We start from the raw sequence: 20,743 nt of genomic DNA on the forward strand, positions 1-20,743 counted from the left end.
CCGGGCAGGCCCGGGCCGTCAGACCCCGGCCCGGGCCTCCGGGACCTGCGCGACGACGCCGCCGCGGCGGCGCAACTCGGCGGTGATCTCGGCCAGTTCGCCCTCCGGCAGCAGCGGCAGCATCATCGCGACGCCCTGCAGCAGGCCACCCAGCAGGAAGGTGGTGTCGGCGGTGGAGGCGACCAGCCCGCGCACCTCGGCCACTTCGCCGGCCGCCACCGCCTCGATCAGCCGGGCGGCGTCGGCGGTCTCCTCGTCCACCGCCACCGCGCCGGTGTCGGCCGGGGCCCGTCGCGCCATCGCCCGCAGCACCCGGTCGCCGACCTCGGGGGCGTACGCCTTGCGGACGGCCTCCGCGGCGATCCAGGTGAGCAGCGTGGTCACCTCGCGCTCGGCGTGCTCGGCGATCAGCAGGTCCAGCTCGTGGTCGAACGCGAGCTGGTTCCCGTGCCGGAAGGCGAGCAGCAGCGTCGCCGCCCTGGCCTTGGCCTCCTCGACCGCCTCGGCAGGCAGTTCGTCGGCCAACTCCTCGGTCACCACCACGCCGTGCCCTCCCGTCCGTCGCCCAGCAGAACGCTCCGCGGAATAATCCCGCCGCGGAAACTCCGAGCACACCGTACACAGCCGACCTGGAAACTTCCGCGAACGCGCGCGGGCAAGACCGGAATCAATTCGCTCGGAATAAGACCTCACCCGGTCCAGGATGAATATTCGCCGGAAGGGAGCAATGTTGCTGAGCTAATCGGGCGAACGGAAACCGCACCGGCACCGCCGCCCGTGAAAACGCCCGAGGGGCCGCACCCCGCGCGAAGCGGAGTGCGGCCCCTCGGAGGCCCCGGGAGGCTCAGCCCTGCGGCAGCGCCGCGAGCTGGGCGGTGATCCGGGCGATGTCGGCCTCGGCGGCCTCCTGGCGGCCCCGGATCTTGGCGACGACCTCGTCCGGCGCCTTGGCCAGGAAGGCCTCGTTGCCGAGCTTGGCGGCGGTCTGGGCCTTCTCCTTCTCGGCGGCCGCGAGGTCCTTGGCGAGGCGCTTGCGCTCCGCCGCGACGTCGATGGTGCCGGAGAGGTCCAGCGCGACGGTGGCACCGGCCACCGGCAGCGAGGCGGTGGCCGTGAAGCCCTCCTCGGGGGCGGTCAGCCGCAGCAGCGAGCGGATGGCGTCCTCGTGGGCGACCAGCGCGGTGCCGCCCAGCTCCAGGGCGGCCGGGACGCGCTGGCGGTCCTGCAGGCCCTGGTCGGTACGGAACCGGCGGACCTCGGTGACCACCTGCTGCAGCGTGGCGATCTCGGCCTCGGCCGCGCCGTCGCGGAAGCCGCTGTCCTTCGGCCAGTCGGTGACGACCAGCGACTCGGCGCCGGTGAGCGTGGTCCACAGCGTCTCGGTGACGAACGGGACGACCGGGTGCAGCAGCCGCAGGGTGACGTCCAGGACCTCGCCCAGGACCCGGCGCGAGGCGTCGGCCTGCGCGTCGCCCTTGGCCAGGGTGGTCTTGGACAGCTCGACGTACCAGTCGAAGACCTCGTCCCAGGCGAAGTGGTACAGCGCGTCCGAGACCTTGGCGAACTCGTAGTCGTCGTACAGCGCGTCCACCTGGGCGACGGTGGCGTTCAGCCGCGACAGGATCCAGCGGTCGGCCGCCGTCATCTCCTCCGGCGCGGGCAGCGGGCCCTCGACGGTGGCGCCGTTCATCAGCGCGAAGCGGGTCGCGTTCCAGATCTTGTTGCAGAAGTTGCGCGAGCCCTTGACCCAGTCCTCGCCGATCGGCACGTCGGCGCCCGGGTTGGCGCCGCGGGCCAGGGTGAAGCGGACGGCGTCGGCGCCGTAGGCGTCCATCCAGTCCAGCGGGTCGACGGCGGTGCCGGAGGACTTCGACATCTTCTTGCCGAACTCGTCGCGGACCAGGCCGGTCAGCGCCACGGTCTTGAACGGCGCCTCGCCGTCCATCGCGTACAGGCCGAACATCATCATCCGGGCGACCCAGAAGAAGATGATGTCGTGGCCGGTCACCAGGACGTCGGTCGGATAGAACTTCTCCAGGTCGGCGGTCTTCTCCGGCCAGCCGAGCGTGGAGAACGGCCACAGGCCGGAGGAGAACCAGGTGTCCAGGACGTCCGGGTCCTGGTGCCAGCCCTCGCCGGTCGGCGGCTGCTCGTCCGGTCCGACGCAGACGACCTCGCCCTCGGGGCCGTACCAGACCGGGATCCGGTGGCCCCACCAGAGCTGGCGCGAGATGCACCAGTCGTACATGTTGTCGACCCAGTCGAAGTAGCGGCGCTCCAGCTCCTTCGGGTGGATCTCCACCTTGCCGTCGCGCACCGCGTCGCCGGCGGCCTTGGCCAGCGGCTCGACCTTGACCCACCACTGCAGCGACAGCCGCGGCTCGACCACGGTGTGGCAGCGCGAGCAGTGGCCCACGGCGTGCATGTACGGGCGCTTCTCGGCGACGATCCGGCCCTGCTCGCGCAGCGCGCCGACGACGGCCGAGCGGGCCTCCAGCCGGTCCATGCCGAGGAACGGGCCGTGCACGGTGATCGCGCCGTGCTCGTCCATGACGGTCAGGTTCGGCAGGTCGTGGCGCTGGCCGATGGCGAAGTCGTTCGGGTCGTGCGCGGGCGTCACCTTGACGGCGCCGGTGCCGAACTCCGGGTCGACGTGCTCGTCCGCGACGACCGGGATCTCGCGGTCGGTCAGCGGCAGCTTGATGGTCCGGCCGACCAGGTGCCGGTACCGCTCGTCCTCGGGGTGGACGGCCACCGCGGTGTCGCCCAACATCGTCTCGGCCCGGGTGGTGGCCACGACGATCGAGTCCTCGCCGTCGCCGTAGCGGATCGAGACCAGCTCGCCCGGCGTCTCCTCGTGCTCCACCTCGATGTCGGACAGCGCGGTGAGGCAGCGCGGGCACCAGTTGATGATGCGCTCGGCGCGGTAGATCAGGCCGTCGTCGAAGAGCCGCTTGAAGATGGTCTGGACGGACTGGGACAGGCCCTCGTCCATGGTGAAGCGCTCGCGCGACCAGTCGACGCCGTCGCCGAGGCGGCGCATCTGGCCGAGGATCCGGCCGCCGTAGTTGCGCTTCCACTCCCAGACCTTCTCCACGAAGGCCTCGCGGCCCAGGTCGTGGCGGGACAGGCCGGACTCGGCGAGCTGCTGCTCGACCTTGTTCTGGGTGGCGATGCCGGCGTGGTCCATCCCGGGCAGCCAGAGCGTCTCGAAGCCCTGCATGCGCTTGCGGCGGGTCAGCGCGTCCATCAGCGTGTGCTGGAAGGCGTGGCCCAGGTGCAGGGCGCCGGTCACGTTCGGCGGCGGGATGACGATGGTGTACGCGGGCTTGTCGCTGTTCGCGTCGGCGGTGAAGTAGCCACGGTCTACCCAGCGCTCGTACAGCTCGCCCTCTACGTCCGCGGGGGTGTAGGTCGTCGGGAGGGTTGCCGCGTCGTCCCCGGCGGAGGTGCTCTCGGGGCGCTGGTTCGTCGTGTCGGTCACGACGCACAGTTTACGTAACCGGGGGGGCGGGTTACGAACCGCTTTCGGAACGGTTCCCACGCTGGTACGACGGGGTTCGCGGTCGGCCCCGTGCGGTAGCGTTCCACGGCACTCGCCCGCACGTCGGGACGTGCACGGAGCGAGACACCACACCGGTACAGGCCGCGGGGGCGGCGGGGGAGCACACGCACATGTACGGCCAGGGCCAGCAGTACCCGCAGGGACAGCAGCCGTACGGGGGACAGCCCCCGTACGGGCCGCCGCAGCCGCAGCCGCCGTACGGCGCGCAGCAGCCCCAGTACGGCTACCCGCAGCAGCAGCCCTACGGCGCGCCCCAGCAGCCGTACGGCGCCCCGCAGCAGCAGCCGTACGGCGGCTACCCGGGCTACGCCGAGCCGCCCCGCAAGGGCAAGGGGGGCCTGGTGGCCGGCCTGGTGATCGGCGCGCTGGTGCTCGGCGGCGGCGGGTTCGCCGCGTGGAAGTTCCTCGGCGGCTCGGACAAGGCCGGCGCGTACAAGCTCACCGCCCCGCAGTCGCTGCCGGACGGGTACACCCAGAAGTCCTTCGAGGAGAAGCCGGTCGACCAGAGCAAGCCCGAGGCGGCGAAGTTCGGCAAGGACCTGCACGCCCTCGGCGCCAGCTACAACAAGGGCTCGGACGCGCTCGACTTCATCTCGGTGGCCGGCATCTACGGCGAGCTCAACGACCCGGGCCAGCTGATCGACCAGTCGCGCAAGGACTCCTCCACCGCGGTCACCTGGTCCACCCCGCTCACCGACTTCCCGGCGAACGACGACAAGAGCTCGTCCGGGCGGCTCGCCTGCGGCGTCACCAGCGTGATCGGCAAGCCCGGCCCGACCATCTGCGTCTGGGCCGACAACTCCACCTACGGCCGGGTCAGCTTCTCCAAGAGCGCCGGCGGCCAGGGCCTCACCGCCGCCCAGGCCGCGGACAAGACCCGGGCCATCCGCGACGCCATGAAGGTCGCGAAGTAACCCGTCACCCAGAAAGGGACACCCGTGTCCGAGCAGAACCCCTACGGCGCGCCCCAGCAGCCGGGGTACCCGGCGACCCCGCCGCCGGCCGCTCCCGGTTACGGTGGCGTTCCGGCCCAGCCGGGCTACGACGCCGCGCAGCAGCCCGGCTACCCGGGTGCCTACCCCGGCTACGGCGGCGCGTACGCCCCGGTGCCGCCGCCGAAGCGGTCCCGCAAGGGCCTGTGGATCACGCTCGGCACCATCGGGGCCGTGGTGGTGATCGGCGGCGGGGCGCTGGCGTACTTCGTCTACGACGCCACCAGCAACGCGGGCACCCAGAAGATCGTCCTCCCGGCGAACTTCAAGGACACCACCCGCAACGACGACAACCCCGTCAGCGCCGCCATGGAGAAGGCGATGACGGACAGCCTCGGCAAGGGCGACGGCAACTGGAAGCCCACCGGCGTCGCCGGCGTCTACCAGAACTCCTCCTCGGAGCCGGACCTGATCGTGGCCGGCGCCTACGGCAAGGTCCTGATGCCGAAGAAGGAGCTGGACGCGGCGTTCGACGGCGTCTCCTCCAAGGGCTCGGAGGTCACCGACCGGCACTCCGTGGACGCCGGCCCCAAGGGCGGCGAGATGGAGTGCGCCAACGTCACCCAGACCGACACCCCCAAGATGGGCATCTGCGCCTGGGCCGACAGCAGCAGCCTCGTCATGGTGATGAAGGTGCCCCAGGACGAGAACAGCAAGCCCGACCTGGACAAGCTCGCCGCCGACACCCGCGACCTGCGCGCGGTCTCCGAGGTGCCGAAGTAACCGGCGCCGCACGGCGGACACCGAACGCGCGAGGGGCCCCGCACCGAACGGTGCGGGGCCCCTCGCGCGTTCCGGGCGGTCAGGCGCTCTTCTCGCGCCGCTCGCGCTTGATCATGTCGCGCGGGACGAGGGTCGGGATCGCGTGCTTGGAGACCACGTCCCCGGTGACCACCACGCGGGCGACGTCCTGGCGCGAGGGGACCTCGTACATCACGGACATCAGCACCTCCTCCATGATGGCCCGCAGCCCGCGCGCGCCGGTGCCGCGCAGGATCGCCTGGTCGGCGATCGCCTCCAGCGCGTCCCGCGAGAACTCCAGCTCCACGCCGTCCAGTTCGAACAGCTTGCGGTACTGCTTCACCAGCGCGTTGCGCGGCTCGGTGAGGATCTGCAGCAGCGCCTCGCGGTCCAGGTTGTGCACGCTGGTGATCACCGGCAGCCGGCCGATGAACTCCGGGATCATGCCGAACTTCACCAGGTCCTCGGGCATCACCTGGCGGAAGTGGTCGCTGGCGTCCGACTCCCGCTTCGAGCGGATGTTGGCGCCGAAGCCGATGCCCTTGGCACCCGCGCGGCCCTCGATGATCCGCTCCAGGCCGGCGAACGCGCCGCCGACGATGAACAGCACGTTGGTGGTGTCGATCTGGATGAACTCCTGGTGCGGGTGCTTGCGGCCCCCCTGCGGCGGCACCGAGGCGGTGGTGCCCTCCAGGATCTTCAGCAGTGCCTGCTGCACGCCCTCGCCGGAGACGTCCCGGGTGATCGACGGGTTCTCGCTCTTGCGCGCGACCTTGTCGATCTCGTCGATGTAGATGATCCCGGTCTCGGCCTTCTTGACGTCGTAGTCGGCCGCCTGGATCAGCTTGAGCAGGATGTTCTCGACGTCCTCGCCGACGTACCCGGCCTCGGTCAGCGCGGTGGCGTCCGCGATCGCGAACGGCACGTTCAGCATCCGGGCCAGGGTCTGCGCCAGCAGCGTCTTGCCGGAGCCGGTCGGGCCCAGCAGCAGGATGTTGGACTTCGCCAGCTCGATGGCGTCCTCGCGGCCGTTGCCGCCGCTGCGGCCCGCCTCACCCGCCTGCACGCGCTTGTAGTGGTTGTAGACCGCGACCGACAGCGCCTTCTTGGCGAGGTCCTGGCCGACCACGTACTGGTCCAGGAACTCGTAGATCTCGCGCGGCTTCGGCAGTTCCTCGAAGCGCACCTCGGAGGTCTCGGCGAGCTCCTCCTCGATGATCTCGTTGCACAGGTCGATGCACTCGTCGCAGATGTACACGCCTGGGCCGGCGATCAGCTTCTTCACCTGCTTCTGCGACTTGCCGCAGAACGAGCACTTGAGCAGGTCGCCACCGTCTCCGATGCGTGCCACGAGGTGCTTCCCCTTCGCCAGGGGCCCCGCAGGGGTTCCGGGGCCTGGTGCTGTGGACCGTCGACGCCCGACGGCGATCGGTCTCGCTATCCGAAGGTACTCTGCCGGGCCGGGGATTCCGTCCTCTTCGCCGGGTCTGCCCTACGCCCTGGGCGAATTGATACCGAACAGATGCCGTCGCGGCAGAGACCGTCCGAACCGGCGCGGGGCGCACACCGGGGTGCGCGCCCCGCGCCGGCGGGTGCCGGCCTCAGGAGGTCAGCGAGGTCTTGCGGGTGGAGATGATCTGGTCGACCAGGCCGTACTCGACGGCCTCCTCGGCGGTGAGGATCTTGTCGCGCTCGATGTCGTCGCGCACCTGCTCCACCGACTTGTTGGAGTGCTTCGAGAGCATCTCCTCCAGCTGCTCGCGCATCCGGAAGATCTCCTTGGCCTGGATCTCCAGGTCCGACACCTGACCGCGGCCGGTCTCGGTGTACGGCTGGTGGATCAGGATACGGGCGTTCGGCAGCGCCATCCGCTTGCCGGGGGTGCCGGCGGCGAGCAGCACGGCCGCGGCGGAGGCCGCCTGGCCCATGCAGACCGTGGTGATGTCCGGCTTCACGTACTGCATGGTGTCGTAGATGGCCGTCAGGGCCGTGAACGAGCCGCCGGGCGAGTTGATGTACATCTGGATCTCGCGGTCCGGGTCCATCGACTCCAGGCACAGCAGCTGGGCCATGATGTCGTTCGCCGAGACGTCGTCGACCTGCGAGCCGAGGAAGATGATGCGCTCCTCGAACAGCTTCGCGTACGGGTCGTACTCGCGGATGCCCTGCGTGGTGCGCTCGACGAAGCGCGGGACGATGTAGCGGCCCTCCGCGCGCATGTCCTCGACGCGGGCCTTGGCGGCCGACAGGCTGGGGATGTTCATGGGGGTCCTTGTCCTCCGGGGCGTTGGGACGGTGGTGTCGTGGGCCGGGCGGAGGCTCAGGCGCCCGTGCCGCCGCCGCCGGGGACGTCCGCGGCGCTGTGCATGATGTCGTCGATCAGGCCGTAGGCCTTGGCCTCCTCCGGCGTGAACCAGCGGTCGCGGTCGGAGTCCTGGGTGATCTGCTCGAAGGTCTGGCCGCTGTGGTGCGCGATCAGCTCGGACATCCGCTTCTTGGTCCGGAGCAGCTGCTCGGCCTGGATGCGGATGTCGGTCGCGGAGCCGCCGAGGCCCGCGGAGGGCTGGTGCATCAGGATGTTGGCGTTCGGCAGCGAGAAGCGCTTGCCGGGGGTGCCCGCCGTCAGCAGGAACTGGCCCATCGAGGCCGCCATGCCCATCGCGATGGTGACGACGTCGTTCTTGATGTACTGCATGGTGTCGTAGATCGCCATGCCGGCGGAGATCGAGCCACCCGGAGAGTTGATGTAGAGGAAGATGTCCTTGTCCGGGTCCGCGGCCAGCAGGAGCAGCTGGGCGGTGATCTTGTTGGCGATGTCGTCGTCGACCTGCTGGCCGAGGAAGATGATCCGCTCGCCCAGCAGCCGGTTGTAGACCTGGTCGCCAAGGCCGCCGAGCACGTCACCAGCGGCGGCGTGCGGCGCCATCGGGCCAGGCATCTGCATCTGCGGGAACGTCACTTAGCCACCTGCTCAGTCGGTTTGGAGGGCCGCTCCACGGCTCTCACGGTGTCGCACAGCTTCCGGGTATCACGTCGTGAATGGTGCTGTCCAAGGACCCTAACGCGCAGGCCGGGCCGCAGAATCCCTCACGCAGAACTGTTCGCTGTGAGCGCAGGGTCGCGCCCTGCCGCGGGTGGGACGAAGGCGGGCCCGGACACCGTACGGCGTCCGGGCCCGCTGCGCGTTGCCTCAGGGGGCTACCGGGGCACTCAGGCCTCGGTGCTCTCCTCGGTCTTCTCGTCGGCGGCGGCCTCGACGGTCTCGCCCGCCTCGTCCTCGTCGTCGAAGTTGACCTCGTTGCCCTCGGTGTCGACGACCTTGGCGGCCTCGACCACGGTGGCCAGCGCCTTGCCGCGGGCGACCTCGCCGACCAGCAGCGGAACCTGGCCGCCCTGGACGACCTGCTGCGCGAACTGGTCCGGGGTCAGGCCCGAGCCGGCGGCGCGGCGGATGAGGTGCTCGGTGAGCTCCTCCTGGTTAACACCCAGCTCCTCGTCGGCGACGATCTGGTCCAGGACGAACTGGGTCTTGATGCCCTTCTTCGCCTGCTCCTCGATCTCCGCGTCCCACTCCTCGCGGGTCTTGCCCTGGGTCTCCAGGTAGGTGTCGAGGTTCAGGCCCATCGGCTCCAGCTGGTGGTGCTCCAGGTTGTGCTTGCGGGTCTGGATCTCGTCCGCGAGCAGCTTCTCCGGGAACTCGATCTCGACCAGGGCGAGCAGCGCGTCGAGCACCTTCTCCTGGGCCTGGGTGGCCTGGTCGTACTCCTTCATGCGCTCCAGGCGCTTGCGGGAGTCGGCGCGCAGGTCCTCCAGGGTGTCGAACTCGCTGGCCAGCTGGGCGAACTCGTCGTCCAGCGCCGGCAGCTCCTTCTCCTGGACGGCCGTGACGGTGACGGTGACCTCGGAGGTCTTGCCCGCCTGGGTGCCGCCCTTGAGCTCGGTCTCGAAGGTCTTCTCCTCGCCGGCCGACAGGCCGACGACGGCCTCGTCGATGCCGTCGATCAGGCGGCCCGAGCCGATCTCGTAGCTCACGCCGGTGGCGGTGCCGTCCTCCGGCACCTCGCCGTCGACCTTGGCGACCAGGTCGACGACCACGACGTCACCCTCGGCGGCGGCGCGCTCGACGTCCTTGACGGAGGAGAAGCGCTCGCGCAGCTGCTCCAGCGACTTGTCGATGTCCTCGTCGGCGACCACGATCGGGTCGACGGTCACCTCGATGGAGGAGAACTCCGGCAGGGTGATCTCGGGACGGACGTCCACCTCGGCGGTGAACTTCAGGTCGCCGCCATCGGCGATCTTCTCGACACCCTCGATGTTGGTGATGTCGGGCTGGCCGAGGACCTCGATCTTGCCCTCGTCGACGGCCTGCGTGTAGAAGCGCGGCAGGGCGTCGTTGACGGCCTCCTCCAGCACGGCACCACGGCCGAAGCGCTGGTCGATGACCCGGTTCGGGATCTTGCCCTTGCGGAAGCCCGGGACCGAGACCTGCTGGTTGATCTTCTTGTACGCCGCGTCGAGGCTGGGCTTGAGCTCCTCGAAGGGCACCTCGACGGTGAGTCGAACCCGGGTCGGGTTCAGAGTCTCGACGGCGCTCTTCACGGTTAGGTCTCCTATGGGCTTGCGGTCGGGTTGCCTCCGCCCGTACCCGCCACCCGGCCTGGGGCCGGTACGGGCGGTTCGGACGAGACGGGCGATGGGCGGTTGGAGCTGCATCTCCCGTGGGGGTGGACGGTGAGCGTGACTCCTCGCCCTCGTGCGGTTGACCTGGGTTGACACCGCAGGCACTACCGCCAGCGCCCCATCCTACCGGTACCACGAAAGGCGGACGCCAGACGCCACCGTACCGCCCTACAGAACAGGGCCCCGCCCCGATGGGCGAGACCCTGCGCACTCACTGTCGGGGTGACCGGATTCGAACCGACGGCCTTCCGCTCCCAAAGCGGACGCGCTACCAAACTGCGCCACACCCCGTGGTGCCGAGAGGAAGCGTACACGGCGGGCAAGTTCGGCTCGCGGACTTATTCCGGGGCCGTTCACGGGTTCGCCCGGGGCCGCTCGCGGGTTCGCCGGGGGCCGTCCGGAGCCGTTCCGGGGCCGCGGGGCGGAAATGCGGTGTGCATGAGGACGGCGGGACCAGGTACGCTGTCCCAGACCTTCCGGCCGGAGACGTCCGGATGATCATGCGGGCGTAGCTCAATGGTAGAGCCCTAGTCTTCCAAACTAGTCACGCGAGTTCGATTCTCGTCGCCCGCTCCACAGGTCCGGCCCCGGTGCGCTCCGCACCGGGGCCGGACGCGTTTTCGCCGCCTACAGCCCCAGCCGGGCCGCCCGGGCGGCGGCCCGGTCGAGCAGCTGGTGGACGTCGCCCGCGCGGGTGCTGGGCCGGTCGTTGTACTCGTCCGGGGAGCTCGCCGGGCGGCCGGTGGCGTGCAGCACCTCCATCAGCTGGACCCGGGCCGTGCGCACGGTCGCCGGGGTGCCGTAGCCGTGCGCGAGGACGGCGGCCTGGGCGCCGAGCAGGCAGACCCGTCCGGCGGAGTCCCACATCGCGCCCTGCAGCCAGCCGTGGGCGCCGAGGTAGCGGGAGGCCAGCCGCAGGTGGTCGGCGGCGCTCACCGGCACCGGGCGCGCCGGGCGGCGCAGCGCCCGGTCGAGCAGGGTGGCGCGGGGCTGCGGGTACCCGGCGTGCCAGGGCCGCGGGGTGCTGCCGTACGGGCAGACGTAGGGCACCGGGGTACGGGCGGGGGCGGGCAGCGAGGCGAGGTAGGCCTCGATCTCGGCGACCAGGCCGGAGCCGTCCGGATGGACGGGGTACGGCGGCGGGGGCGTCAGGTCGGTGCGGGCCGTGTCGGTGCGGGCCATGTCGGTGCGGGCCATGCGGGTTCTCCGGGCGGGCGGGCGGCGGGTTCCGCTCACCAAAGTGGGGCATACCCGACATTTCCGCGACCGGAGGACGGAACGGAACGAACGGTTTCCGGGTTGGGGGCCGGGCCGATAGCCTCGGCGGCGTTCGAGCGCGGTTCGAACGGGTCCCGCCCGCCGCGCTCCCCGAGTGGAGGAGTCCCGGTGCGTCCCGAGGAGCGACTGGCCGTCATACAGCGCTGCGTGGTGCTGGAGATGGCGCGCCTGGGCCAGCAGTTCACGGTGGACGGCGAGGTCGTGCGCGGCCCCGGCACCACCGCGGTGGCGGTGCGCGAGCACCCGGGCGGCGACGGCGGCGGGCACGTGGACCTCGGCTTCGTGCTCCAGCTGGGCCGGGCGGACGCCCCGGTGGTGTGGGACTGCGCGGCGGGCCTCGGCAAGACCGAGGAGGAGAAGCTCGCCAACGCGGTGAAGATGTGGGCGACCACCACCGCCTCGGTGCTGGTCGAGCTGGCCGAGGGGCGCGGGGTGCACGCGGACCGCCTGGAGGTGCCGGGCCTGCCGGGCTGGCAGGCGGTGCAGGGGCCGGCCGCGGTGTTCGGCTTCGGCAACGAGCACCTGGCGGCCTGGCTCACCGAGAACCGGGTGCTGCCCGCGCTGGCACCCGCGCTGCGCACCGGGCTGACCGGCCCCGGGCCGGTGGGGGTCAAGCTCTTCCTGGGCGGGAAGGCGGGCGACGACGTGGCCGAGGTCCGGGTGGGCGGCGAGGTCTCGGAGGAGGCGTCGGCGGCGCTGCGCGCGCTGGACTGGCCGCGCGGTGAACGGCTGTGCTGGGCAAGGCTGTTCGTGCTGCTGACGGCCGAGCGGGCGGCGGGAGCGGTCGAGCGGGTGGGCGCCCCGGCGCCCACGGCAACGGCCACGGCGGCCCCGGCGGCGAGAGCCCGGGGCCTGTTCGCCCGCTGGCGGCAGGCGAGACGGGCCGGCCGCTGACCGTAGGTCAGAGACGGCGCGGACGGCCCGGCCGGATCAGCCGCCGGTGATGCTGGAGATGCTGTGCGCCAGGTTGGACAGCAGCGAGTTGATCGAGCTGGCCATGGTGGTCTCGTGCAGCATGAAGCCGAACAGGGCGGCGACGATGCCGTGCGCGATCTTCATCTGCTTGTTGCGGATGAAGATGATGCACAGGATCGCGAACAGGACCAGCGCGGAGACGGAGAGTGCCACCCGGACTCACTTCCTCGTTTTCATAGCGTGGTGCCACCACCCGGCGGCACCTGCGAAAGCCGGACCCCGGCCTGTCCGACGGTCCCGAGGCGGAATCGCGGACCGTCCGGCACACCGCCGGTGCGGGAGGCCCACGGTGGACCGCTGTCTGCTGCGCCGCACGTGTCGCCCCCCATCCCCCGAATCCTGAACAGTCCCGCCCGGACTCAGTGTGGTCGACCGTGCCGATTGCGTAAAGGTCTGACAGTCAGCCCAACGCCGACATCCTGCGGTGCGGGACGAGTTTCCGCCGACCGGGACGATAGCCGAGCCGTTCTGACGAATCGTCGGCGGGGCGGTGCTGAGCGGCCGGGAAGCGGCCGGAGGCGGCGAACGGAAGCCGCTGGTCCGGTCCGTCGACGGGCCGTCCGATTTGGCCGAAGATCTGCTCCCGGGCTTGACAGCTGCCGCTGGCACATGCGGCGGGAACGCGGCCTCAGTCGCGCCAGAGCAGCAGCACCGCGCGGTCGTCGTTGATGTCCCGGGCCACCGTCTCGATGAGCGCCGCGGCCGCGCCGGCACCGGTGCCGGGGCCGCCGCCGGGCACCAGCCGGTCCGCCTCCCCCATCAGCCGGTCCATGCCCTCGGAGAGGTCCCGGCCGGGCGCCTCGACCATGCCGTCGGTGCACAGCATCAGCACGTCACCGCGGTTCAGCCGGCCGCGCACGCCGTCGAACTTGGCGCCGTCGTAGATCCCGAGCAGCGGGCCCTCGGCCTCCTTGACCTCCCAGCGGCCCTCGCCGGCGAGGCGCTGCATGCCCGGCAGGTGGCCGGCCGACAGCAGTTCGTACTCGCCGGTGTCGAGGTCCAGCACCAGGTGGACGGCGGTGGCGAAGCCCTCCTCCCAGGACTGGCGCAGCAGGTAGCCGTTGGCGGCGGGCAGGAAGTCGTGCGCGGGCAGCGAGCCGACCAGGCCGCCGAAGGCGCCGGACAGCAGCAGGGCCCGGGAGCCGGCGTCCATGCCCTTGCCGGAGACGTCCGCGAGGACGACCTCCAGCAGCCGCTGGCCCGGCCCGGTGCGGGCGGCGACCACGAAGTCGCCGGAGAAGGACTGGCCGCCGGCCGGGCGCAGTGCCATGTCGGCGTGCCAGCCGGCCGGCAGCTCGGGCACCCGGCTCTGCACCCGCAGCCGCTCGCGCAGGTCGAACAGCATGGTGGAGCCGCCCCACCAGGGCACGCCGACCCGGGCCCGGAACTGGGCCAGCAGCAGGCCGCCGACACCGGCGGCGCCGACCACCAGGGCGGCACCGGGGGTGACGCCGTAGACGTAGGCCTCCGGGTTGTCGCTGGCGACCCGCTGGCCGGTGTGGATCACGGACTCGGCGGACAGGCCGATCGCGGCCAGCGCGTACAGCACCACCAGGCTGCCGGGGCGCAGCAGCAGCGCGCCGGCCAGGATCGGCAGGACCAGGGCGGTGGGCGGGGCCCAGTCGGGGATCCAGATGTTGAGCAGGATCATCAGCGGGACGAGCAGGGCGAGCGCGCAGAGCACCGGCCAGTCGGCGGCGCCGCCGCGGAAGTAGTCCACTCCGGCCGTGCGCAGCCTTCGGCGGGCCCGGCGGAGCCTCCTGCGCAACCGGGCCGTCACGGGGTCGGACGCCTTGGTGGCGCCGGGCCTCGTCGCAGTCGTCTGGGGCGGTGCGCCCGGCGGTCTGCCAGCCATGGGGTCCGACCCTATCCACGGGTGCGGCCCGGCGTCGACGGCCCGGGGGCGGGCGTTCGCGGACGGGCGCGGGGCGCTCAGTGGGTTTCGGCCGATCGGCGTGCCGGCGGGCGTGGCGTCAGGAGGCGTGCGCCGGTTGGCCGTCGGAGCCCGCGGGCGGTGTGCGCGCCCCGCGTGCGGGGGTGGTGCGCGCGCCGGCGGCTGTGGCCGATCCCACAGGTCGGCGGGGCCGCCGGGACGGCGACGGCCGGCCGCACGGAGGGTGCGGCCGGCCGGGGAGGGTGGACGGGAGGGGGATCAGCCCTGGGGGTGGTGGGCCGGGATCGGCGGCAGCTCGCCGGTGGTCTCGTACTCGCTCAGCATCTCGATCCGGCGGGTGTGCCGCGGCTCGCCGCTGTACGGGGTGTTCAGGAAGACCTCGACGAACTTCGTGGCCTCGTCCTCGGTGTGCATCCGGCCGCCGATGGAGATCACGTTGGCGTTGTTGTGCTGGCGGCCGAGCTCGGCCGTCTGCACGCTCCAGGCCAGCGCCGCGCGGACGCCCTTGACCTTGTTGGCGGCGATCGCCTCGCCGTTGCCCGAGCCGCCGATCACGATGCCCAGCGCCTCCGGGTCGGCGGCGGTGCGCTCGGCGGCGCGCAGGCAGAACGGCGGGTAGTCGTCCTCGGCGTCGTAGATGTGCGGCCCGCAGTCGACCGGCTCGTGGCCGGCCCCCTTCAGCCACTCCACCAGGTGGTTCTTCAGTTCGTATCCGGCATGGTCGGAGCCCAGGTACACGCGCATGCCATGAGTGTGGCATGCGGGTGCGCCCGGGCTCCGCAGGGGGCGTCGCGGGGTCGCTCAGCGCTTGCCGACGAGCTTCCAGGCCAGCGGCAGGGCGCCGGCCGCGAGGACGGCCTTGAGCGCGTCGCCGACCAGGTACGGGTAGAGGCCCAGCTCGGCGGCGCGGGCAAGCGACACGTGCAGCGAGGCGGCCAGGTACGGGACGCCGACCGCGTAGATCGCCAGGCTGCCGAGGACCATGGTGACGGCGGTGTTCACCGGGGTGCGGTCGGCGCCGCGGCGGGCCAGCGCGCCGGTCAGGCCGGCCGCGAGGACGAAGCCGAGCACGTAGCCGAGCGAGGGCATCGTCCAGCCGGAGGTGCCCTCGGCGAACCACGGCATGCCGGCCAGGCCGGCCAGCAGGTAGAGGGCGAGCGAGGCGACGCCGCGGCGGGCGCCGAGCGCGGTGCCGACCAGCAGGGCGGCGAAGGTCTGGCCGGTGACCGGGACGGGCGAGCCGGGGACGTTCACCGACAGCTGGGCGGCGGCACCGGTCAGCGCGGCGCCGCCGGCCACCAGGGCCAGGTCGCGGACCTGGGCGCCGAGGCGGGTGGAAGCGGCGGGCAGCAGGTCGGCGAGGACGGCGCGGCGCGGTACGGGGGTGGCGGCAGTGGCCATCGGGGGTTTCCTCCGTGAGGTCCAGGTGAGTGAACACCTGTGAACCTACGCGGTGATCCACTCCGGCACCGCCAAGGATTCGGACAAAGGTGCGACCACGTCCCTTGTCGGGTCCGGGCCCGACGAGCACGCACCGTAGCGGCCGCGAAGCGTTTCGTGACCACCCGGTCCGCATGGTGGGCCCGCACCGAAACCGGTTGGCATGGACAGTGGCCGCCCCGGATATTGGACAACTCATGCCGCATTCCGCACAGTCTGGAAAATCCACGCCCATGGCCCCCACCACCGCGCCCACGGCGCCCGGGACCACCGACGCCGGGCCGGCCACCGGCCAGCAGCTCGGCCACGGTCTCAAGCCGAGACACCTGTCGATGATCGCGCTGGGCGGGGTGATCGGCGCCGGCCTGTTCGTCGGCTCCGGCGCGGGCATCGCGGCCGCCGGCCCGGCGATCATCCTCGCCTTCGTCCTCTCCGGCCTGCTGGTCATGCTGATCATGCGGATGCTCGGCGAGATGTCCGCCGCCCGGCCCGCCTCCGGCTCGTTCTCGGTGCACGCCGAGAAGGAGATCGGCCCCTGGGCCGGGATCACCGCCGGCTGGATGTACTGGGTGATGCTCTGCTGCGGCGTCGCCGCCGAGGCCACCGCCGCCGGGAAGATCGTCAACGGCTGGATACCCGGGGTCCCCTCCTGGGTGTGGGTCGCCCTGTTCATGGCCTTCTTCTGCGCCAGCAACCTCACCGCCGTGAAGAACTTCGGCGAGTTCGAGTTCTGGTTCGCCGCCGTCAAGGTCACCGCGATCGTCGCCTTCCTCGTCCTCGGCGGGCTCGGCGTCGCCGGAGTGATCGGCCCCGGCGCCCCCGGCACCGCCAACCTCACCGGCGAGGGCGGCTTCCTGCCCACCGGCACCAGCGGACTGATCGTCGGCCTGCTCGCCTCCGTCTTCGCCTACGGCGGCCTGGAGACCGTGACCATCGCCGCCGCCGAGTCCGACGACCCCAAGCGCAACGTCGCCAACGCCGTGCGCACCGCGGTCTGGCGGATCGCGGTCTTCTACATCGGCTCGATGGCCCTGGTCGTCACCCTGGTCTCCTGGAAGGACCCGGCGGTCGTCGCGGACGGCCCGTACGTCACCGTGCTGCACCGCCTCGGGGTGCCCGGCGCCGGGGCGATCATGCAGGCCGTGGTGCTGATCGCGCTGCTGTCCGCGATGAACGCCAACATCTACGGCGCCTCCCGGATGGCCTACTCGCTGGTCGGCCGCGGCCAGGGCCCCAAGGCGCTGGCCAAGGTCAGCGGCGGGGTGCCGCGCCGGGCCGTCCTGGCCTCCTGCCTGTTCGGCTTCGCCGCCGTGCTCGCCTCCAAGGTCTGGCCGGACACCGTGTTCACCTGGCTGATGAACACCACCGGCGTCGCCATCCTGGTGGTCTGGCTGTTCATCTGCGTCGTCCAGCTGCGGATGCGCCGCCGGCTGGAGCGCGAGGCGCCCGAGCTGCTCACCGTCAGGATGTGGGGCTACCCGTACCTGACCTGGGTCGCGATGGCCGCCGTGGTCGGCATCCTCGGCCTGATGACCACCACCGAGGGCGACCGCGAGCAGCTGTACGCGGCCGGGGTGCTGGTCGCGCTGCTGGTCACGGCCGGGCTGCTCAAGCAGCGCCGCGACGCCGCAGCCGCCCGCTGACCCGACGACGCGCGAGGGCCCCTGGAAGCCGAGCCGGCTTCCAGGGGCCCTCGGCCGTCCGCTACTCGAAGGACGGGCCCGCCGTACGGGTGCGCTTGATCTCGTAGAAGCCCGGGGTGGAGGCCACCAGCAGGGTGCCGTCCCACAGCCGGGCCGCGGCCTCGCCCTTCGGCGCCGGGGTGACCACCGGGCCGAAGAACGCGACCCGCTCGCCGTCCGCGCCCTCGACCGCGATCACCGGGGTGCCGACGTCCTCGCCGACCAGACCGATGCCCTCCTGGTGCGAGGCGCGCAGCGCGTCGTCGTACTCCTCGCTGCCGGCCGCGTCCGCCAGCTCGGCAGGCAGGCCCGCGGCCACCAGGGCGGCCCTGATCGTGTCGCGGTCCTGCGGCAGGCCCTGGTTGTGGAAGCGCAGCCCCAGCTCGGTGTAGAGCCGGCCCAGCACCTCGCTCCCGCACTTCTGCTCGGCCGCGATGCACACCCGCACCGCGCCCCAGGCGTTGTCCAGCAGCTCCCGGTAGTTCGCCGGCAGGTCCCGGTGCTCGTTCAGCACCGACAGGCTCATCACGTGCCAGCGCACGTCGACCGGGCGCAGCTGCTGCACCTCGATCAGCCAGCGGGACGTCATCCACGCCCACGGGCAGGCGGGGTCGAACCAGAAGTCGGCGGTCTTGCGCTCAGCGGCAGTCGTCACTGCGAGTCGTCCTTCGTGAGATGGTCCGAGGCAGGGCAGGGCACTCCACCCCCACGGCCCCAACACCCGCCCGCCGCCGCTGATTCCGGCCCTCCCACGGCGATGTGTGCAATGGTACCGGCGCGAACGGCGTGAAAGGATGCCCCCGGGTGCGCGGTGCCTACCTGCGCACCGGACCCGCACCACCCACACGCGCACCACCGTGCGAGCCGGACAAAGGAGTACCGCCGTGCCGGGCAAGAACCTGAGCCGCGACGAAGCCCAGCAACGGGCCAGCATCCTGGCCGTGGACAGCTACCAGGTGCGGCTGGACGTGACCTCCGCCCCCGACCCGGCGGCCGCCACCTTCCGCTCCACCACCACCGTCGCCTTCCGCTGCGAGCGCCCCGGCGCCGCCACCTTCCTCGACCTGCTCGCCCCCGCCGTCCGCGCGGTCACCCTCAACGGCCGCGCCCTCGACCCGGCCACCGCCTACGACGGCGCCCGGGTCCACGTGGACGGCCTGGCCGCCGAGAACGTCCTCACCGTCGAGGCCGACTGCACCTACAGCCGCACCGGCGAGGGCCTGCACCGCTTCGTCGACCCGGCCGACGGCGAGACCTACCTCTACACCCACTACGAGCCCGCCGACGCCCGCCGCGTCTTCGCGACCTTCGAACAGCCCGACCTGAAGGCCCCGTTCACCTTCACCGTGACCGCCCCCGCCGCCTGGGACGTGTGGTCCAACGCCGTGCACGAGAAGGTCACCGAGCACGACGACGCCCGCACCTGGGAGTTCGCGCCCACCCAGCCGATCTCCACCTACCTCACCGCCGTGGTCGCCGGCCCGTACCACATCGCCCGCGACCACTACCGCCGCGAACTCCCCGACGGCACCACCCTGGACATCCCGCTCTCCGCGATGTGCCGCAAGTCCCTCGCCCCGCACTTCGACCCGGAGGAGATCCTCGGCGTCACCAAGCTCGGACTCGACTTCTTCCACGAGGAGTTCGACTACCCGTACCCCTTCGGCAAGTACGACCAGGCGTTCGTCCCCGAGTACAACATCGGCGCCATGGAGAACCCCGGCTGCGTCACCTTCAAGGAGGACTTCGTCTTCCGCTCCAAGGTCACCGACGCCGCCTACGAGAACCGCGCCAACGTCATCCTGCACGAGATGGCGCACATGTGGTTCGGCGACCTCGTCACCCCGCGCTGGTGGGACGACCTGTGGCTGAAGGAGTCCTTCGCCGACTTCATGGGCTCCTACGCCCTGATCGGCGCCCGCACCCGCTACGCCTCCGCCTGGGTCACCTTCGCCAACCAGCGCAAGGCCTGGGCTTACCGGCAGGACCAGTTCCCCACCACCCACCCGATCACCGCCGACATCCGCGACCTCGAGGACGCCAAGCTCAACTTCGACGGCATCACCTACGCCAAGGGCGCCGCCGTCCTCAAGCAGCTCGTCGCGTACGCCGGTTCGGACGCCTTCTTCGAGGGCGCCCGCCGCTACTTCAAGCGCCACGCCTTCGGCAACACCGCACTCACCGACCTGCTGGACGTCCTGGCCGAGACCAGCGGCCGCGACCTCAAGACCTGGGCCGCCGCCTGGCTGCAGACCTCCGGCGTGAACGCGCTCACCCCGCAGGTCACCGCCGACGCCGAGGGCCGGATCACCGAGCTGGCGGTGCTCCAGGACGGCGAGGTGCTGCGCCCGCACCGGATCGCGATCGGCCTCTACGACCGGGACGCGGACGGCGCCCTGGTGCGCACCGAGCGGATCGAGGCCGACATCGCCGGCGCCCGCACCGTCGTCGCCGAGGCCGCCGGCCGCCGCCGCCCCGCCCTCGTCCTGCTCAACGACGAGGACCTCACCTACTGCAAGATCCGCTTCGACGAGGACTCCCTGGCGGCGCTGCGCACCGGCCTCGGCGACATCGCCGACGAACTGGCCCGCGCGCTCGCCTGGTCCGCCGTGTGGAACCTCACCCGCGACGCCCTGATGCCGGCCCGCGACTACGTCGACCTGGTGCTGCGCTTCGCCGGCCAGGAGGGCAACATCGGCGTCCTGCAGTCGCTGCACGCCCAGGCCAAGACCGCCGTCGACCTGTACGCCGACCCCGCCTGGCGCGCCGAGGGCGCCCGGCAGCTCGCCGACGGCGCACTGCGCGAGCTGCGCGCCGCCGTCCCCGGCAGCGACCACCAGCTCGCCTGGGCCCGCTTCCTCGCCCAGACCGCCGGCGGCGCCGAGCACCTCGGCCTGGTCCGCGGCCTGCTGACCGGCAGCGCCCGGATCGACGGCCTCGACGTCGACCAGGAGCTGCGCTGGGCCCTGTGGCTGGCCCTGGCCGCCGCCGGCCAGGCCACCGACGAGGAGCTGGCCGGCGAGCTCGCCGCCGACAACACCGCCGGCGGCAAGCGCCAGTACACCCTGGCCCTGGCCGCCCGGCCCACCCCGGAGGCCAAGGCCGCCGCCTGGTCCGCCGTCGTCGACTCGGACGAGCTGCCGAACGCCCTCGTCGAGGCCAACATCGCGGGCTTCGCCCTGCCCTCCCACCGGGAGCTCACCGCGCTCTACGCGGCGCCGTACTTCAAGCTGCTGGAGAAGATCTGGTCCGAGCGGACCATCGAGATCGCGATGCGCTTCGTCGGCGGCTTCTTCCCCGCCGCCCAGACCGACCGGCAGACCCTGGCCGAGGCCGACGCCTGGCTGGACGGGCACCCGCAGGCCGCGCCGGCGCTGCGCCGCCTGGTGCTGGAGCGCCGCGACGACCTGGCCCGGGCGCTGCGGGCGCAGGCCTGCGACCGGGGCTGACCCGCACGGAGGACGCGTAGCACCGAGCACGCGTGGAGGGGCCCGCC

Annotated in this window: 17 protein-coding genes and 2 tRNA genes; 6 read left to right on the plus strand and 13 right to left on the minus strand. The window is 71.9% G+C overall.

Going from position 1 to position 20,743, the window contains the following annotated elements; all coding sequences use genetic code 11:
- Positions 1 to 18: 18 nt before the first annotated feature.
- Both VM95_RS15405 and VM95_RS15410 read right to left on the minus strand, forming a co-directional pair.
- Complete coding sequence (locus tag VM95_RS15405) at positions 19 to 543, minus strand: hypothetical protein (RefSeq protein ID WP_045696859.1); 525 nt, start codon at positions 541 to 543, stop codon at positions 19 to 21.
- Positions 544 to 844: 301 nt separating this feature from the next.
- Positions 845 to 3,484, minus strand: coding sequence for a valine--tRNA ligase (locus VM95_RS15410; RefSeq protein WP_045696861.1), 2,640 nt, complete (start codon positions 3,482 to 3,484; stop codon positions 845 to 847).
- Between the two features lie 191 nt (positions 3,485 to 3,675).
- Here VM95_RS15410 and VM95_RS15415 point away from each other — a divergent pair, with 191 nt between their 5' ends.
- Both VM95_RS15415 and VM95_RS15420 read left to right on the plus strand, forming a co-directional pair.
- On the plus strand, positions 3,676 to 4,479 hold the full coding sequence (locus tag VM95_RS15415; protein WP_045696862.1) for a flagellar basal body-associated FliL family protein: 804 nt from the start codon (positions 3,676 to 3,678) through the stop codon (positions 4,477 to 4,479).
- A 24-nt stretch (positions 4,480 to 4,503) separates the two neighbouring features.
- Positions 4,504 to 5,280, plus strand: a complete 777-nt coding sequence (locus tag VM95_RS15420) for a hypothetical protein (RefSeq protein WP_045696863.1) — start codon at positions 4,504 to 4,506, stop codon at positions 5,278 to 5,280.
- Between the two features lie 79 nt (positions 5,281 to 5,359).
- On the opposite strand, the gene clpX is transcribed toward VM95_RS15420, so the two are convergent.
- From clpX to VM95_RS15445, 5 genes are all read right to left on the minus strand, one after another.
- Complete coding sequence (gene clpX, locus VM95_RS15425) at positions 5,360 to 6,649, minus strand: ATP-dependent Clp protease ATP-binding subunit ClpX (protein ID WP_045696864.1); 1,290 nt, start codon at positions 6,647 to 6,649, stop codon at positions 5,360 to 5,362.
- 250 nt (positions 6,650 to 6,899) lie between these two features.
- The gene (locus VM95_RS15430; protein ID WP_030283759.1) at positions 6,900 to 7,562 is read right to left on the minus strand and encodes an ATP-dependent Clp protease proteolytic subunit; all 663 of its coding nucleotides are present in this window, start codon (positions 7,560 to 7,562) and stop codon (positions 6,900 to 6,902) included.
- Positions 7,563 to 7,618: 56 nt separating this feature from the next.
- Positions 7,619 to 8,236, minus strand: coding sequence for an ATP-dependent Clp protease proteolytic subunit (locus tag VM95_RS15435; protein WP_045696927.1), 618 nt, complete (start codon positions 8,234 to 8,236; stop codon positions 7,619 to 7,621).
- Positions 8,237 to 8,508: 272 nt separating this feature from the next.
- A complete protein-coding gene (gene tig / locus VM95_RS15440) occupies positions 8,509 to 9,897 on the minus strand; it encodes a trigger factor (RefSeq protein WP_045696869.1) in 1,389 nt (462 codons plus the stop codon).
- Between the two features lie 298 nt (positions 9,898 to 10,195).
- A tRNA-Pro gene (locus VM95_RS15445) sits at positions 10,196 to 10,269 on the minus strand.
- A gap of 211 nt (positions 10,270 to 10,480) precedes the next feature.
- Between VM95_RS15445 and VM95_RS15450 the strand changes: the two genes are divergently transcribed.
- Positions 10,481 to 10,554 (plus strand) — tRNA-Gly (locus VM95_RS15450).
- A 51-nt stretch (positions 10,555 to 10,605) separates the two neighbouring features.
- On the opposite strand, the gene VM95_RS15455 is transcribed toward VM95_RS15450, so the two are convergent.
- Positions 10,606 to 11,175 carry a DUF6197 family protein gene (locus tag VM95_RS15455; protein ID WP_045696871.1) on the minus strand — a complete coding sequence of 190 codons (570 nt, stop codon included), beginning with the start codon at positions 11,173 to 11,175 and terminating at the stop codon, positions 10,606 to 10,608.
- Positions 11,176 to 11,364: 189 nt separating this feature from the next.
- Here VM95_RS15455 and VM95_RS42580 point away from each other — a divergent pair, with 189 nt between their 5' ends.
- Positions 11,365 to 12,150, plus strand: coding sequence for a DUF6348 family protein (locus VM95_RS42580; RefSeq protein WP_045696873.1), 786 nt, complete (start codon positions 11,365 to 11,367; stop codon positions 12,148 to 12,150).
- Between the two features lie 36 nt (positions 12,151 to 12,186).
- Here VM95_RS42580 and VM95_RS15465 read toward each other — a convergent pair whose 3' ends face one another.
- From VM95_RS15465 to VM95_RS15480, 4 genes are all read right to left on the minus strand, one after another.
- Entirely contained in the window at positions 12,187 to 12,384 is a 198-nt protein-coding gene (locus tag VM95_RS15465) for a hypothetical protein (protein ID WP_045696875.1), read from the minus strand.
- A 475-nt stretch (positions 12,385 to 12,859) separates the two neighbouring features.
- Positions 12,860 to 14,086: a PP2C family protein-serine/threonine phosphatase gene (locus tag VM95_RS15470; RefSeq protein ID WP_078859942.1), complete on the minus strand. Its 1,227-nt coding sequence runs from the start codon at positions 14,084 to 14,086 to the stop codon at positions 12,860 to 12,862.
- Positions 14,087 to 14,383: 297 nt separating this feature from the next.
- Positions 14,384 to 14,869, minus strand: a complete 486-nt coding sequence (locus VM95_RS15475) for a ribose-5-phosphate isomerase (RefSeq protein WP_045696877.1) — start codon at positions 14,867 to 14,869, stop codon at positions 14,384 to 14,386.
- A 57-nt stretch (positions 14,870 to 14,926) separates the two neighbouring features.
- Positions 14,927 to 15,526 carry a biotin transporter BioY gene (locus tag VM95_RS15480; RefSeq protein ID WP_045696879.1) on the minus strand — a complete coding sequence of 200 codons (600 nt, stop codon included), beginning with the start codon at positions 15,524 to 15,526 and terminating at the stop codon, positions 14,927 to 14,929.
- Positions 15,527 to 15,798: 272 nt separating this feature from the next.
- Between VM95_RS15480 and VM95_RS15485 the strand changes: the two genes are divergently transcribed.
- Positions 15,799 to 17,208: an amino acid permease gene (locus VM95_RS15485; protein ID WP_045696881.1), complete on the plus strand. Its 1,410-nt coding sequence runs from the start codon at positions 15,799 to 15,801 to the stop codon at positions 17,206 to 17,208.
- Positions 17,209 to 17,269: 61 nt separating this feature from the next.
- On the opposite strand, the gene VM95_RS44385 is transcribed toward VM95_RS15485, so the two are convergent.
- The gene (locus VM95_RS44385) at positions 17,270 to 17,902 is read right to left on the minus strand and encodes a mycothiol-dependent nitroreductase Rv2466c family protein (RefSeq protein WP_045696883.1); all 633 of its coding nucleotides are present in this window, start codon (positions 17,900 to 17,902) and stop codon (positions 17,270 to 17,272) included.
- A 229-nt stretch (positions 17,903 to 18,131) separates the two neighbouring features.
- Here VM95_RS44385 and pepN point away from each other — a divergent pair, with 229 nt between their 5' ends.
- Complete coding sequence (gene pepN, locus VM95_RS15495; RefSeq protein ID WP_045696886.1) at positions 18,132 to 20,696, plus strand: aminopeptidase N; 2,565 nt, start codon at positions 18,132 to 18,134, stop codon at positions 20,694 to 20,696.
- Positions 20,697 to 20,743 lie beyond the last annotated feature (47 nt).

The organism is Streptomyces rubellomurinus (assembly GCF_000961885.1).
GTDB lineage: Bacteria > Actinomycetota > Actinomycetes > Streptomycetales > Streptomycetaceae > Kitasatospora > Kitasatospora rubellomurina.